Consider the following 15,760-nt stretch of genomic DNA (forward strand, 5'->3'; position numbering starts at 1 on the left):
TCGCTACTTGTCGTCTGATCCGGGATCAATGTCGAGATCGAGCAGGGCCGAACTCAACGATTTGCCATGGGCATCCAGCGCCAGCGAACGGGTGACGCCGCCGCCGAGCGCCTGCGTCATCACGAAATTCAACGCGGACAGATTGGGCAGCTCGTAGCGCACCACTTCGCCCTCAACGACCCCGGCGAAATGCGCCTTCACCCGTTCGCTGGTGACCTGCTCGCGCAGCAGCGGATAATGCTTCGCATCATAGGCGATGACGGAAATGTTCGAAATGTTGCCCTTGTCGCCGGTGCGGGAATGGGCGATCTCGCGCAGCTTCACTTCACGCCCCCACGAAACGCACTTGCGGTTTCGCCAGATCGCGCGGCAACAGCACCGATGCCACCGCGACCACATCGCGCGCCGATTTCCAGGCGCCGCCGCCGGCGGCCGGGCCGTTGGTATAGAGCGTTTCGACCTCGTTGCCGATCCTGACCGCCTCGCGCAGATTTTCCGTGCGCCCCGCGACCCGAACGCGCACTTCATAGGGCTCGTTCGCGCGGGTAGAGATTTCCGCGCCATGCAGGGAATCGACGCCGACCAGTTCGAACCGCAACTCGCTGGATTCCACGCCCGTCACCTTCAGCCGTTCGCGCACGATCTCCAGCGCGAGCCGGCCGCGCGCCAGCGCACCGGGGCCGGCGTAGGAAATCTGCCCTTCACCGATATAGCTGTCGACATAGCCGACCGAGACTTTCAACGTCTCGGTTCGCTGGTGACCTCGGCCGCCACTGACGCACACACGATCGGGCCCGATCTCCTCAATGATCACTTGCGAAAAATCCGCGACCACGTCCGGCTGGAAATACTGCCGGGGATCGTGCACCTCGTAGAGCAACTGCTCCTTGCAGGTTCGCGCCGTCACCGCACCGCCGGAACCAACAACCTTGGTAATGACGAGGCTGCCGTCCTCACCGACTTCACCGATCGGAAAACCAAGCCGTGCCAGGTCTGGAACATCCTTGTAACCGGGGTCGGCAAAATAGCCGCCGGTGATCTGGCCCGCGCATTCCAGCAGATGCCCGGCGACGGTGCCCTGCCCGAGCAAATTCCAGTCGTCCATCGCCCAGCCGAAGGCATGGATCATCGGCGCCAGAAACAGCGCCGGATCGGAAGCCCGCCCGGTGATGACGATATCCGCGCCCGATTTCAGCGCCTCTGCCATCGGCTCGGCGCCGAGATAGGCATTCGCCGACAGCAAGCGGTTGCCGAGCTGCTTGATGGTGCCGTCGAATTCCATGATCGGCAGATCGCCGTCCTTGCAGGCATCGAGCACGTCGTCACCGACGATGGCGGCGATCTTCAGTGAGGACAGCCCGAGCGACTTCGCGATCTCGGCGGTTTTTCGCGCGGCAGCCTCCGGATTGGCCGCACCCATATTGGTGACGATCTTGATGCCTTTGGCCCCACAAACCGGCAGCACAGCCCGCATGCGCTCCTCGAGCAGCGGATCGTAGCCGGCTTCCGGGTTTTTCATGCGCGCCTGCTGCGCCAATGCTACCGTGCGCTCGCCGAGGCACTCGAACACCAGGTACTGGATGTCGCCCTTTTCGGCGAGTTCGACCGCGGGCTCGATGCGATCGCCCGAATAGCCGGCACCGGATCCTATTCGAATCGTTCGCACATCGTCTCCGTCATCGCGCTCATTCCGTGCGGCGCAATCAGCGACACCCTAGCGCGGGAAATCACTGGCATACAAGCGCCCTCCACGCTCCCTTGCTTGCGGGAATGCGGCCATGCGGCGGCACGGCTGGACCGTTGACGGGGAATGGTCAAATGTCGCATCAAGATTGAAACAGACGGGCTCGTGCCCGACCCAGGGAGGAATGCCTGACATGGCAGAGCCAGCGCGCGCCAAACCGAAGCCGACCCCGGAAACCCAGCATTTCTGGGACGGTACTGCGGCCGGCGAATTGCGCCTGCAGCGCTGCGACGCCTGCGCCAATGTCTATTTCCCGCCGCGCCCGTTCTGCCCATCCTGCGCCTCGCGCAAGGTCAGCGTGTTCAAGGCGAGCGGCAAGGCCAAGCTTTACAGCTACGTCATCAACCATCGTCCCGCCGCGCCCGGCTTTACGCCGCCTTACGCGATCGCCGTCGTCGAGCTCGACGAAGGTCCGCGCATGATGAGCAACATCATCGATTGCCCGCAGACGCCGGAGGCGCTCGAACTCGACATGAAGCTCGAGGTCGCGTTCGAGAAGCTCGACGACAAGATCACCCTTCCCCAGTTCCGTCCGGCGAAGGGTTAAGCGTATGCGCAGAAACCAGGTCGCCGTCGTCGGCGCTGCCGAGACCACCGAACTCGGCGTCATTCCCAACATGTCGCAGATCCAGCTGCACGCGGATGCGGCGCTCAACGCCATCGCCGATGCCGGATTGAAACTGTCCGACATCGACGGCATCGCCACCGCGGTGGAAACCCCGCAGCAGATCGCCCACTATCTCGGCATCAAGCCGACCTGGGTCGACGGCACTTCCGTTGGCGGCTGTTCGTTCATGCTGCATGTCCGCCATGCCGCCGCCGCGATCGAGGCCGGGCTTTGCAAGACCGTGCTGATCACCCATGCCGAGAGCGGCAAGTCGATGATCGGAAAACTGCCGCGCTCGACGCCGCCGGACAGCCTCAACGGCCAGTTCGAGTCCCCGTTCGGCGTGTTCGGCCCGCCCAGCATGTTTCCGATACCCGTGCTGCGCTACATGAAGACCTATGGCATCACCCATGAGCAGATCGCCATGGTCGCGGTGGTGCAGCGCGAATGGGCCGCGAAGAACCCGCGCGCCACCATGAAGGCGCCGATCACGGTTGAGGACGTGCTGAACTCGAAGATGATCGCCTATCCGTTCCGCATCCTGCAATGCTGCCTCGTCACCGACGGCGGCGGCGCGCTGATCCTCACCTCGGCCGACCGCGCCAAGGATTTTCCGCAGAAGCCGGTCTATATCCTCGGCACCGGCGAGAGCGTGGAAACGCCGATGGTCAGCCAGATGGAGACCTTCAACTCTTCGCGCGCCTTCACGACGGCGGGACCGCTCGCGTTCAGGGAGGCCGGCATTGCGCACAAGGACGTCGATCATCTGATGATCTACGACGCCTTCGCGCATCTGCCGCTGTTCGGCCTCGGCGATCTCGGCTTCATGCCGCATGAAGAGACCGGCAGGTTCATCGCCGAGGGCAACACGCGCCCCGGCGGCAAGCTGCCGCTCAACACCAATGGCGGCGGCCTGAGCTACATGCATTCGGGCATGTACGGCATGTACGCGCTGCAGGAAAGCGTGCGCCAAATGCGCGGTATCGCGCCGGCGCAGGTCAAGGACGCCAGGATATCGGTGTGCCACGGCGTCGGCGGCATGTTCGCGGCGTCGGGCACGATCATTTTTACGAACGAGAAGTGAAAGGTCTGATCTGTCATTGCCGGGCTTGACCCGGCAATCCATCATCTTCCGAAGAAGGATGGATGCGCGGGTCAAGCCCGCGCATGACAAGACCGAGCTTCCTTCAGCTATCGACAAACAGGACGGAGAACCACCATGACCAAATCACTGCAGGACAAAGTCATCATCGTCACCGGCGCGGGCCGCGGCATCGGCAGGGAGATCGCCCTGCTCTGCGCCGCCGAGGGGGCAAAGGTCGTGGTCAACGATCCCGGCGTTGCCGCCGACGGCGCGGGCAACAGCGCAGCTCCCGCCGAGGAAGTGGTGGAAGAAATCAAGAAGCGCGGCGGCACGGCGGTCGCCAATTTCGAGTCGGTGGCGGAAGCGATCCCCGCGAGCAAGATCGTCAAGGCGGCGACCGATCATTTCGGCCGGCTCGACGGCGTGGTCAACAATGCCGGCATCCTGCGCGACATGATCTTCCATAAAATGAGCGTCGAAGCCTTCGAATCCGTCATCAAGGTGCATCTGATGGGCTCGTTCTATGTCAGCCACGCCGCGGCGCGGCTGTTCCGCGAACAGGAGAGCGGCTCCTTCGTGCACTTCACCTCGACCTCGGGCCTGATCGGCAATTTCGGCCAGGCGAATTACGCCGCCGCCAAGCTCGGCATCGTCGGCCTGTCCAAGTCGATCGCGCTCGACATGGGCCGCTTCAACGTCCGCTCGAACTGCGTCTCGCCGTTCGCCTGGACCCGCATGATCGGCACCATCCCGACCGAGACCGACGCCGAGAAGGCGCGCGTCGAGAAGATCAAGCAGATGGGCCCGGAGAAGATCGCGCCGGTCTGCGCGCATCTGCTCTCGGACGACGCCAAGGACGTCACCGGACAGATCTTCGGCGTGCGCATGAACGAGATCTTCCTGTTCGGCCAGCACCGTCCGGTGCGCTCGGTGCACCGCAGCGAGGGCTGGACGCCACAGACCATCGCCGAGCACGGCATGCCGGCGCTGAAGGGATCATTCTCCAAGCTAGATCGCTCGGCGGACGTCTTCACCTGGGATCCGATCTGAGCCGCGACAACACAGGGTGGGCAAAGACGCTTTGCCCACCCTCCAAAGCTGGCCCCGCTCCGGCATAAGGACGCTACTTCCGCTTCATCCCCAGGTTGTTCGACGAAACTCGCCTGCTTTATGCCCAATTGCGGGCACATGATTTCCTTCCAACGAAAAACTGGGAGGAAAAAATGACAACTCCGCTACCCCAAGAGCCTCACTCAACTGGCGCCAGGACGAACGGACTGGATCGTCGCGCGCTTTTGCGCGGTGCAACCGTGCTGGCCACCGCGGCCGTAACCATGACAGCGGCCTCTGCGGCAAGCGTAGCCCCGTTAGGCCAATCGGGGGTCCCCACCCCGTCAACCGGTCCGTTGCCTTTGGGACCGCTACCCGGGGCCCGCTATCCTGACGCCCGCCTCGAGTCGATGAAAAAGAAGGGGGTTTCGTTCGGGCCTACCGGTTTCCCGGCCTTTGCCGGCACCATGGCCGTCGAGCGCGTCGCAACCGGGTTCCGCTGGGCCGAAGGGCCGGTTTACTTCCCGGCCGGCCGCTACGTGCTGTTCTCTGACATTCCCAACAACCGCATCATGCGCTTCTCGGAGGATGACGGTCACGTCAGCGTCTACCGCCAGCCGTCGATGAACTCGAACGGCAACACCATCGATCGGGAAGGACGCCTGATCACCTGCGAACATAGCGGCCGACGGGTGACCCGGACCGAACTCGACGGCACGATCACCATCATCGCCGACAAGTACAATGGCAAGAAGCTGAACTCGCCGAACGACGCGGTCGTCGCGGCCGATGGTTCGATCTGGTTCTGCGATCCGGCCTACGGCATCGGCGGCTTCTATGAGGGCATCAAGGACGATGCCGAGCAGGACAAGAAGAACGTCTACCGGGTCGATCCGAAATCCGGCGACATCAAGATGGTCGTCGACGACTTCGTGCAGCCCAACGGCCTTTGCTTCTCGCCCGACGAGAAGAAGCTCTATATCTGCGACACCGGCTTCACCGACGGGCCGGACAACCCGTCGCATATCCGCGTGTTCGATGTGGATCTCGCGGGCGGAAAGCTCTCGAACAGCAAGGTCTTTGCGGAGATGCCCAAGCCCAGCATTACCGACGGGCTTCGCTGTGACACCGCCGGGCGTCTTTGGTGCTCCGTGGGTTGGGGCGATCCGAACGAGGACGGCGTGCGCTGCTACATGCCTGACGGCGATCTGCTCGGCAAGATCCACATCCCGGAGACGGTTGCAAATTTGTGCTTTGGCGGCATGCAGCGTAACCGCCTCTACATCTGCGGCTCGTCATCGCTCTACGCCGTTTACACCAGTGCGCAGGGCGCGATGAAGCCGTAAGCTGAGGCGGCGAATGGGGAGTGGCGAATAGCGAATGGGGACTCTTCCATTCGCTACTCGCTATTCGCCATTCGCCCCTTCCTACCCGCTATTCCTTAACCCCGCCGAAACGCCGTTGATGGTGATCTGAATGCCGCGCAGGACCTGCTCGTCGGGGTTTTGCGCGCGGTGCTCCTTCAGTAGCTCCACTTGCACGTGGTTGAGCGGATCGAGATAGGGAAAGCGGTTGCGGATCGAGCGCTCGAGCAGCGGGTTACTCTGCAACAACCGCTCCTGCTGCATGATCTTCAGCAACAGACCGATGCAGCTGTGCCATTCCTCGCGGATGCGCCCGAAAATCTTCTCGCGCAGCGCCACGTCAGGCACCAGTTCGGCATAGCGCGAGGCGATCGCGATCGAGCTCTTGGCCAGCACCATGTCCATGTTCGACAGCAGCATCCGGAAGAACGGCCATTCCCGATAAAGCTCCTGCAGGAACGGCATGCCCTGCTCGGGATGTTCCGCGATCCAGGTCTCCACCGCGCTGGCAAAGCCATACCAGCCCGGCAGCATCAGGCGGCATTGCGCCCAGCTGAACACCCAGGGAATCGCGCGCAGATCCTCGATCTCGCGGGTTTTCTTGCGTGAGGCGGGACGGCTGCCGATGTTGAGCGTGGCGATCTCGTTGATGACGGTGGAGCCCCAGAAGTAGTCGGCAAATCCCTCGGTCTCATAGACCAGCCCGCGATAGGCCCTGAAGGCCAGCGCGGACAATTCCTCCATCGCCTTCAGATATTCCGGACGCGGCGCGCTGTGCTTCGGCTGCAGCAGGCTCGCCTCCAGCGTCGCCGCCGTCAGAATTTCGAGATTGTTGCGGCCGACTTCGGCGTTGGAATATTTGCTGGAGATGATCTCGCCCTGCTCGGTGATGCGGATCTGGCCGTTCACCGCCCCGCCGGGCTGCGCGATGATCGCGTCATAGCTCGGCCCGCCGCCGCGGCCGACCGAACCGCCGCGGCCGTGGAAAAGCCGCAGGCGGATGTGATGGCGTTCGAACACCTCGATCAGGCCGATTTCGGCCTTGTAGAGTTCCCAGCCCGACGTGACGAAGCCGCCGTCCTTGTTGCTGTCGGAATAGCCGAGCATCACTTCCTGAATCGCGCCGCGGCTGTCCACCAGCTTGCGGTAATCGTGCAGCGACAAAATGCGGTCCATGATGCCGCTGGAGCCCTGAAGGTCCTCGATGGTCTCGAACAGCGGCACGATGTTGATCGCGCAGCGGCCCGAGGGATGAACGAGGCCGGCTTCCTTCAGAAGCAGCGCGACCTCCAGCATGTCGGACACCCCCTTGCACATGGAGATGATGCACTGGGGGATAGCGGCCGAACCATAACGGGCATGCGCCTCGGCGGCCGCATGGAATAGCGCGAGTTCGCCGATCGTCTCCTCGCTGTATTTCACAAAAGCCGACGTCAGCGGACGCGCATTGCCGAGCTCCTTGACGAGCAACGCGATGCGCGCCTCCTCATTCAACGCCAGATAGGACATGCCGGGCATCGCCGCGTCGATCAACTCCGCGACGGTGCGTTCGTGCACGGCCGAATTTTGCCTGATATCGAGGCTCGCGAGGTGGAAACCGAAGCAATCCACGGCCCGGCGCAACAGGCGCAGCCGACCGCGCGCAATCACGCCGGAATTGTTCGAGATCAGCGAGCGATAGAGGATATCGAGATCGGCCTTGAATTCCGCGACATCGGCGTAAGGCGCGGCCTCGCCGACCGCCGGGCGTCTGGTCTCCACGTCCAGCCGCGTCGCGGTCGCGGTGAGGCGTGCGTAGATGCCGGATACCGCAAGACGATAGGGCTCGCCGCTTCGGTGCGGCGACTTGTCCGGCGAACGCTCCGCAAGGACACGCAAATCCTTGGAAACATCGGCCAGATGCGCCGCCATCGACAATTCGGCGCCGAGGAGATGCAGTTCCTCCAGATAAAACCGCAGCACCCGGCTGGACTGCAATTTCAGCGTCCCGCGCACCACGTCGGCGGTCACGAACGGATTGCCGTCGCGGTCGCCGCCGATCCAGCTTCCCATCTTGAGAAACGAAGCCAGTTCGCCCCTGCTGCTATCGCCCTCGTTCAGCCGGTCCTCCAGCGCACAATGCAGCCGCGGCACCTCATGCAGGAACGTGTAGTCGTAGAACGACAGGCCATTGGCAACCTCGTCGAGCACCGTGAGCTTGGTCCGGCGCAAGAGGTTGGTCTTCCACAACGTCAGCACCGCGCGGCGCAATTGCTCGTCGCTCGCCTCGATCTCATCCGGCGTCAGTTGCACCCGCTCCTTGCGGTCGAGCAGCGCGGCGATCTCCATTTCGCGATCGATCGTGCTTTTGCGTCGAACTTCGGTGGGATGGGCGGTCAGCACCGGACTGACCTGGGCACTTGCGAAAAACTTGCGCAGATCGGCCGCACTGATGCCGGCCGTGCGCGCGTGCGCCAGGGTCTGGGCCAGCATGCTGGCGCGCGGCGCCCCGCCGGGCCCGGTCCGCGCCCGCATCTGGCGGATGTTGTTCTGGTCCTCGGCGATGTTGGCCAGATGCGAGAAATAGCTGAAGGCGCGCACGATCCGCACCGTCTGGCTGATCGACATGCTGTCGAGGATCTGTTCGAGCTCTCGCCGCGCCGGCTTGTCGTCGTCGCGGTGGAACCGGATCGAGGTCTGCCGGATGCGCTCGACGAGGTCGAAGACGTCGGCGCCTTCCTGGTCACGCACGGTATCGCCGAGAATGCGCCCGAGCAGCCTGATATCGTTCCTCAGCCGGGCGTCCTCCGCGTCTTCGACGCGGTTGGCACGGATCTCGGTCTCGGAAGGCACGGTCTGGGGTGACATGGTCGGCTACTCCAGAGGCTTGCCCGGCAGGTTCTGGAGTGTGCAAGTTTTTTGCCGCAGTGCAAGATAAAGATGGAGGCGGTGCAATCTCCAATTTTTCGTCATGGCCGGGCATAGCCGTCTGAAGGACGGCGTCGCTTCCGCTCGCCTATGCCCGGCCATCCACGTCTCACCCTCCGGTGAGCAAGACGTGGATGCCCGGCACAAGGCCGGGCATGACGGAAGTGTCTGCCACCCTAAATCCGCCGCCCTGCCCGCTCCCAATAGGGATCGCGCAGCCGGCGTTTGAAGATCTTGCCGGAATCTTCCCGCGGCAGGTTGGCCTGGATTTCAACGTGCTTGGGCACCTTGTAATCGGCCAATGAGGTCTTCAGCTGGGCTCGGACCGCAGCGACATCAAGCGTCACGCCCGGTTGCGGCTCCACGACCGCCATCAACGCTTCGCCGAATTCCTCGTCGGGAATGCCGAACACCGCGCAATCGTGGACGCCGGGCACGGCGTGCAGCGCGGCCTCGATTTCCGCCGGGTAGATGTTGACGCCGCCTGAAATCACCATGTCGCGCTTGCGGTCGCAGATGAAGACATAGCCGTCCTGATCGATATAGCCGACATCGCCCGAGGTAATGAATCCCTCGCGGTCGATCTCGGAACGCTTCTCCGGTTTGTTGTGGTAGGTGAAATCCGGATTGCCCGATATCCGCGAATAGATTTCGCCGATCTCGCCCGGCGGCAGCACGCGCCCGTCATCGCCGATGAAGCGCAGTTCAGCGCCCGGCGATATCTTGCCGACGGTGCCGGGCTTCTTCAGCGCGTCCTCGGAATTGGCAAAGGTGACGGCACCGGATTCGGTCGAGCCGTAGAATTCGTAGATCACCGGCCCCCACCATTCGATCATCGCGCGCTTGACGTCGGCCGGACAGGGCGCGGCGGCGTGAATGATGTGCCGCAGCGACGACACGTCGTACTTTCTGCGCACGGCCTCCGGCAGCTTCATCAGCCGGATGAACATGGTCGGCACCATGAATATCGTGTCGACCCGCTCGGTTTCGATCAGCCGCAAGAACTCCTCCGGCTCGAAGCGCGGCATCAATATCAGCGCGCCACCAAGGCGTCCGGCGCGCAGGCCGAACGAGTTCGGCGCGGAGTGATACAGCGGTCCCGGCAGGATCGTGCGCGCGCCCGGCTTGAGGCCGTAAATCATCGCCCGCATGGCTTCGGCGTTGGCAGACTGCGCGGGCGTCGGCGCAAAGCGGCGCACGCCCTTCGGGTGGCCCGTGGTGCCCGAGGTGTAGATCATGTTCTGCGGCTGCGGTACCACCGGCCCGTCATAGCGCGATTGTTGCTGGAGCCAGGATTCGAAATCGATCGCGAAATCCGGCGTTGAGAGATGGTCAGGGTTGATCTTGTAGTTCGCCAGGATCTCCGGCGGTGTCGGCACACTGAGCGCGGTGACGCCTGATGGAATCGCATCGCGCAACTGATGCAGCATGTCGGCATGCGCGATCAGCACCAAAGTGCCGGAATCCTTCAGCACGTAGTTGATTTCCTCCGGCTTGAAGTGCCAGTTCACGGGAACGCCGTAAGCACCGAGCCGCATCGCGGCATAAGCGGCCTCGATGAAGGCGATGTCGTTGCGCATCAGCATGCAGACACTGTCGCCCGGCTTGACGCCGAGCTTGTGCAATCCGCTGGCGATGCGGTCGGTGCGCTCGGCGACCTCGGCGTGCTCGCGCCGGCGCTGACCGCTGATGATGCCGAGGAAGGGCGTTAAGATATCAGTCATCGTCTTTATTTTCTTTATTGGAGAACACTGAGTGTTTCGTCATCACCGGGCTTGTCCCGGTGATCCACGTCTTACTTCTGTTTTCGCAAGAAGACGTGGATGGCCGGGACAAGCCCGGCCATGACGGCGAGAAGCTAGACATCCGCAAACTTCGGCGCCCGCTTCTCCAGATTGGCACGCACGGCCTCCTGCTGGTTGGGACCGCCCATCAGCTTCATCTGCTCGACGGATTCGGCGAGCAATGCCTGGCCGGGATCGACGGACAGATTGTTGAGCATGCGCTTGGCGGCCCGGATCGCGTCGGGGCTCTTGCCGGCGATCTCGCGCGCGACCTCAAAGGCCGCGGCGCGGGGGTCGTCGCAGATCCGCGTTGCAAGGCCATAGCTCATCGCTTCCTGCGCCGAGAAGATGCGCCCGGTGTAGGTGAGATCGCGCAGGATATCGTCGCGCACGAGGCTGGCGAGGATCGGCGTGCCCGCCATGTCAGGCACCAGGCCCCATTTGATTTCCATGATCGACATCCGCGCATCGGGCGTGAGGAAGCGCATGTCGGCGCCGAGCGCGAGCTGGAACCCGCCGCCGAAGGCGACGCCCTGAATTGCCGCAATCACCGGCACCGGAAGTTGCCGCCAGCCCCACACCGCCTGCTGTGGAAAATTGGCGAGGCCATGGGTGCGCGCCGAAAGGTCGCGCTTCTCGCCGCCGGCGATCCCGTTGCCGCCCTGCTCCTTCATCGCGGCGAAACGGCCCATATCGAGGCCGGCGCAGAACGACCGTCCTTCGCCGGACAATACTACCGCCCGGACCCCTTTCTCATGCGCAAGTCGTTCAGTTGCAGCGACAATCGCCTCGAACATCGCGGCATCGAGCGCGTTCATTTTGTCCGCTCGCACCAGCCGGACGTCGGCAATGCCGTCCGAAATCGATATCGAAACGCGCTGCTCCATGAGAATTCTCCTCCACTGCTATTCGTTGTTATCGCTTTACAGAACGGCGTTGTCCGGATTTAGTCAATCGACCAATTAACAGCAATTCCTTTCGGGTGGAAACGATGTTCAACGATCAGCTTCTCACCGGGCGACGCATTCTCGTGACCGGGGGCGGTACCGGCCTCGGCAAATCCATGGCAGCGCGATTCCTTGAGCTTGGCGCCGAGGTCCATATCTGCGGCCGCCGCAAAATCGTGTGCGACGAGACCGCAACCGAATTGATGGACCTGCACGGCGGACGTGTGGTCAGCCACGGCGTCGATATCCGCAACGCGCTTGCGGTCGACGAGATGATCGAACAGATCTGGACCGGCGGTCCACTCACCGATCTCATCAACAACGCCGCCGGCAATTTCGTCTCGCGCACCCAGGACCTGACGCCACGCGGCTTCGACGCGATTGCCAATATCGTGATGCACGGCACGTTCTATGTCACCCACGCGATCGGCCGCCGCTGGATTGCGGAGAAGCAGCGCGGCAACGTGGTGTCGATCACCGTGACCTGGGTCCGCAACGGTTCGCCCTATGTGGTGCCGTCGGCGATGAGCAAATCGGCGATCCACGCCATGACCATGTCGCTGGCGATGGAATGGGGCAAATACGGCATTCGCCTCAACACCATCGCACCCGGTGAAATTCCGACCGAGGGCATGAGCAAGCGTCTCAACCCGGGCGATGAACCCGGCGCACGCACCATCGCACGGAATCCGATGGGCCGCGTCGGCAAGATGGAAGAGTTGCAGAACCTTGCCGTGTTCCTGATCTCGGGCGGCTGCGACTGGATCAACGGTGAGACCATTGCGATGGACGGCGCGCAGGCGCTGGCAACCGGCGGAAACTTCTACGAGCTGCGCGAGTGGTCCGATGCCGACTGGGAGCGTGCGCGGGATTCGATCAAGGCGCAGAACGAAAAGGATCGGGCTTCGCGGGGTTAGGTTGTCGTCCCTGCGAACGCGGCGACCCATAACCACGACCATTCGTTTTGCGAAGGCAACTGACCGCATCGTCTTCGCCGATAAGCCGCGGCGTATGGGTCCCTGCTTTCGCAGGGGCGACGTACAGTATTGTTTTTCGCACGCGATACCGTCACACTCCGCGCAACGAGAATAAGACACGACGGGAGAAACATGTCCGCCACACAAGCGCCGGCAAACCTTGCCGATATGGTGCGCGAGCGCGCCAGGAGCCGCGGCAACGCGCTGGTCTATGAATTCGAGGGACGTCAGACCAGCTTCGCCGAATTCGACATCAAGACCAACCGCGTTGCCAACGCGCTTGTAGCGCTGGGCATCAAGCCGGGCGAGCGCATTGCCTATCTCGGCAAGAACAGCGACATCTATTTCGAGCTGTTGATGGGCGCGATGAAGGCCAATGTGGTGATGGCACCGGTGAACTGGCGGCTGGCCGGGCCCGAGGTCGCCTTCATCGTCGCCGATTGCCGGGCGCCGGTGCTGTTCGTCGGACCGGAGTTCATCACGCAAGCCCGCAACATCAAGCCGCAGCTGCCTGACCTCCGCACCATCATCACCACCGAAGGCGGCGCGCCGGAATGGCCGGATTTTACGGCGTGGCGCGATGCGCAGAGCGGCGGCGACCCTAAGGTGCCGATCAGCCCCAAGGACGTCGCGATCCAGCTCTATACGTCGGGCACGACAGGCAAGCCGAAGGGCGCGATGCTGTCGCACGCCAATTTCCTCAATTTGGTGCAGACCGGCAACGAGGCCGAGAAGCCCGACTGGAACAAATGGTCGACCGAGGACGTCTCGCTGGTGGCAATGCCGATCTTTCACATCGGCGGCTCCGGCTGGGGCGTGATGGGGCTCTATCACGGCGCCAAGGGCGTCATCGCGCGCGAGTTCGATCCCACCAAGGTGCTTGATTTCTTCGAGCAGTCCGGCATCACCAAATTGTTCATGGTGCCGGCCGCGATGCAGTTCGTGGTGCGGCAGCCGCGCGCGCGGCAAGTCGATTTCTCGCGGCTGAAATACATGCTCTATGGCGCCTCGCCGATACCGGCGGCGCTGCTGAAGGAATGCATCGAGGTCTTCAAATGCGGCTTCGTGCAGATGTACGGCATGACCGAAACGACAGGCACCATCGTCGCGCTGCCGCCGGAGGACCACATCGAAGGCCTCGACCGCATGCGCTCGGCCGGCAAGGCGTTGCCGGGCATCGAGCTTGCGATCCTCGACGCCGACGGCACGCGTTTGCCGGTCGGTGAAGTCGGAGAGATCGCGACCCGTTCGGGCTCCAACATGGTCGGCTACTGGAACCTGCCGGAGGCCACCGCCAAGACGCTCGACCGCGACGGCTGGCTGCGCACCGGCGATGCCGGCTACATGGACAAGGACGGCTACCTCTACATCCACGACCGCATCAAGGACATGATCATCTCCGGCGGCGAGAACATCTATCCCGCCGAAGTCGAGAGCGCGATCTGCGATCACCCTGACGTCGCCGAAGCCGCCGTGATCGGCATCCCCGACGACAAATGGGGCGAAGCGGTCAAGGCGATCGTGGTGATGAAGCCGGGCAAGCAAGCTACTTCCGCCGACATCATCAACTTCACCCGCGAACGCATCGCCGGCTTCAAGACACCGAAGTCGGTCGATTTCCTGGAGGCGCTGCCGCGCAATCCGTCGGGCAAGATTTTGCGGCGGAATTTGCGTGATCCCTATTGGACGGGGAAGGACCGGCAGGTGAATTGAGGCTCGCCGCGCGTCACACTCTCCGCGTCGTCCCGGCGAACGCCGGGACCCATACGCCGTGCCATCATTGATTGCGGGAAGTATTTGTTGCCTCCGCTTAACGAGCGCGCCCCACACAACGCCCTGTGGTTATGGGTCCCGGCGTTCGCCGGGACGACGTGTTGAGAGAGTGTGCCTCAGCCCTTTCAATGCTTCCCTGCCCCCATGTACCCGAACAGGAATCCCGCCACTTTCCGCTTCTGGATTTCCTCGCTGCCTTCGGTGATGCGGTAGCGGCGGTGGTGGCGGTAGATGTGTTCGAACGGCTTGTGGCGCGAATAACCCATGCCGCCATGGACTTGCATGGCGCGGTCGGCGGCTTCGCAGCAGAGACGGTTTGCCCAGAAGTTGCACATCGAGACTCTGTCGGAGAGCGTGTGCTCGACCTCCGCCTGGGTCAGCTTGTCCATCTCCCACGCGGTTTTGCGGATCAACAGCCGCAGCATCTCGGCTTGCGTGGCGAGTTCCACCAGCGGCCACTGGATCGCCTGGTTCTCAGCCAGCGCCTTGCCGAACGGCTTTCGCTCGCGCGCGTATTTGACGCTTTCGTTGATGCAATAGACGGCCGCGCCGAGCGAACTCGCCGCCTGCCGGATCCGATTCTCGTGCACGAAGCATTGCGCCAGCGACAGGCCGCGGCCGACCTCGCCGAACAGCGCATCGTCAGGCACGAACACGTCAGTGAAGCTGACGCGGGGATGATCGGTCGGCATGTTGAAGGTCCACATGTACTCCTCGACCTTCACGCCTTCGGCTTTGGCCGGCACCAGGAGACAGGTGATGCCGCGCGCGTCACCGTCATTGCCTGAGGTGCGGGCGAACAGCGCGCAATGCGTCGCCACATGCATGCCCGTGGTCCACATCTTCTGGCCGTTGACGAGCCAGCCCTTGACGTTGTCACGGGTCGCCGGCACCGCCCTTGTTTCCATATGCGTGGCGTCGGAACCGTGCTCGGGTTCCGTGAGGCCAAAGGTGATGCGGTACTTTCCGGTGATCGAACCGTCGATCATCGCCTTCTGTTCGTCGGTGCCGTAGCGGTCGAGCATGGTCACGATCGGCAGGTTGCCGACGATCGAATGCTCGTTCTGCAAATCGTTGTGCAGGCCCAATCCCTGGGATGCGAAATGCTCGCGGATCACGGCCATCCAGAGGTTGGAGCCATCCTTGCCGCCGTAGCGCTTCGGGATCGCAAACCGCAAGTGCCCGGCGGCATCGGCGAGGTTCTTGGCCTTGCGCAGCAGCGCTTCCCATTCATGCCGCGGCAAACCGCCCTTGTCGAAATCGGTGCGGGCCCATTCGCGGCGATGGTCGAAGAAGCGGATGTTGTCGTCGGCCTCTTCCAGCGGCTTGATCTCGCGCGCGATGAACTTGTCGAGTTCGTCGAGGTAAGCGACGAGGTCGGAGGGCAATGCAAAATCCACGGCGGTCTCTCCCGGAAATGTCGTTTATTGTGTTTAGTGGCTAGCCGGACCAGGCGGCGCATGTTCGATTAAGGTTGGAATACCCTGACCAAGTCAAGCAACGGAATATCGCTTGTGACGCGC

General features: G+C 62.9%; 12 protein-coding genes. 6 read left to right on the forward strand and 6 right to left on the reverse strand.

The window, feature by feature from the left end; translation table 11 throughout:
- Positions 1-3: 3 nt before the first annotated feature.
- Both JQ575_RS11900 and JQ575_RS11905 read right to left on the reverse strand, forming a co-directional pair.
- Positions 4-324 carry a hypothetical protein gene (locus tag JQ575_RS11900; RefSeq protein ID WP_212033377.1) on the reverse strand — a complete coding sequence of 107 codons (321 nt, stop codon included), beginning with the start codon at positions 322-324 and terminating at the stop codon, positions 4-6.
- 1 nt (position 325) lies between these two features.
- On the reverse strand, positions 326-1,666 hold the full coding sequence (locus JQ575_RS11905) for an acyclic terpene utilization AtuA family protein (protein WP_212033378.1): 1,341 nt from the start codon (positions 1,664-1,666) through the stop codon (positions 326-328).
- 211 nt (positions 1,667-1,877) lie between these two features.
- Between JQ575_RS11905 and JQ575_RS11910 the strand changes: the two genes are divergently transcribed.
- The 4 genes from JQ575_RS11910 to JQ575_RS11925 all read left to right on the forward strand — a co-directional run bounded on the left by JQ575_RS11910 (position 1,878) and on the right by JQ575_RS11925 (position 5,831).
- Positions 1,878-2,291 carry a Zn-ribbon domain-containing OB-fold protein gene (locus JQ575_RS11910; protein WP_212033379.1) on the forward strand — a complete coding sequence of 138 codons (414 nt, stop codon included), beginning with the start codon at positions 1,878-1,880 and terminating at the stop codon, positions 2,289-2,291.
- A gap of 4 nt (positions 2,292-2,295) precedes the next feature.
- Positions 2,296-3,435, forward strand: a complete 1,140-nt coding sequence (locus JQ575_RS11915; protein WP_212033380.1) for a thiolase C-terminal domain-containing protein — start codon at positions 2,296-2,298, stop codon at positions 3,433-3,435.
- 135 nt (positions 3,436-3,570) lie between these two features.
- Complete coding sequence (locus JQ575_RS11920; RefSeq protein ID WP_212033381.1) at positions 3,571-4,485, forward strand: SDR family oxidoreductase; 915 nt, start codon at positions 3,571-3,573, stop codon at positions 4,483-4,485.
- Positions 4,486-4,895: 410 nt separating this feature from the next.
- The gene (locus tag JQ575_RS11925) at positions 4,896-5,831 is read left to right on the forward strand and encodes an SMP-30/gluconolactonase/LRE family protein (RefSeq protein ID WP_249166595.1); all 936 of its coding nucleotides are present in this window, start codon (positions 4,896-4,898) and stop codon (positions 5,829-5,831) included.
- 81 nt (positions 5,832-5,912) lie between these two features.
- On the opposite strand, the gene ppc is transcribed toward JQ575_RS11925, so the two are convergent.
- The 3 genes from ppc to JQ575_RS11940 all read right to left on the reverse strand — a co-directional run bounded on the left by ppc (position 5,913) and on the right by JQ575_RS11940 (position 11,427).
- Entirely contained in the window at positions 5,913-8,696 is a 2,784-nt protein-coding gene (gene ppc / locus JQ575_RS11930) for a phosphoenolpyruvate carboxylase (protein WP_212033383.1), read from the reverse strand.
- A 236-nt stretch (positions 8,697-8,932) separates the two neighbouring features.
- Positions 8,933-10,480: an acyl-CoA synthetase gene (locus JQ575_RS11935; RefSeq protein ID WP_212033384.1), complete on the reverse strand. Its 1,548-nt coding sequence runs from the start codon at positions 10,478-10,480 to the stop codon at positions 8,933-8,935.
- Between the two features lie 134 nt (positions 10,481-10,614).
- On the reverse strand, positions 10,615-11,427 hold the full coding sequence (locus JQ575_RS11940) for a crotonase/enoyl-CoA hydratase family protein (protein ID WP_212033385.1): 813 nt from the start codon (positions 11,425-11,427) through the stop codon (positions 10,615-10,617).
- Positions 11,428-11,531: 104 nt separating this feature from the next.
- On the opposite strand from JQ575_RS11940, the gene JQ575_RS11945 reads away from it, so the two are divergent.
- The gene (locus JQ575_RS11945; protein WP_212033386.1) at positions 11,532-12,404 is read left to right on the forward strand and encodes an SDR family oxidoreductase; all 873 of its coding nucleotides are present in this window, start codon (positions 11,532-11,534) and stop codon (positions 12,402-12,404) included.
- 192 nt (positions 12,405-12,596) lie between these two features.
- Positions 12,597-14,177 (forward strand): fatty acid--CoA ligase, encoded by a 1,581-nt coding sequence (locus JQ575_RS11950; protein ID WP_212033387.1) that lies wholly within the window; start codon positions 12,597-12,599, stop codon positions 14,175-14,177.
- Between the two features lie 185 nt (positions 14,178-14,362).
- On the opposite strand, the gene JQ575_RS11955 is transcribed toward JQ575_RS11950, so the two are convergent.
- A complete protein-coding gene (locus JQ575_RS11955) occupies positions 14,363-15,637 on the reverse strand; it encodes an acyl-CoA dehydrogenase family protein (RefSeq protein WP_212033388.1) in 1,275 nt (424 codons plus the stop codon).
- Positions 15,638-15,760: the final 123 nt, after the last annotated feature.

The sequence above is a fragment of the Bradyrhizobium sp. JYMT SZCCT0428 genome (assembly GCF_018131075.1).
GTDB lineage: Bacteria > Pseudomonadota > Alphaproteobacteria > Rhizobiales > Xanthobacteraceae > Bradyrhizobium.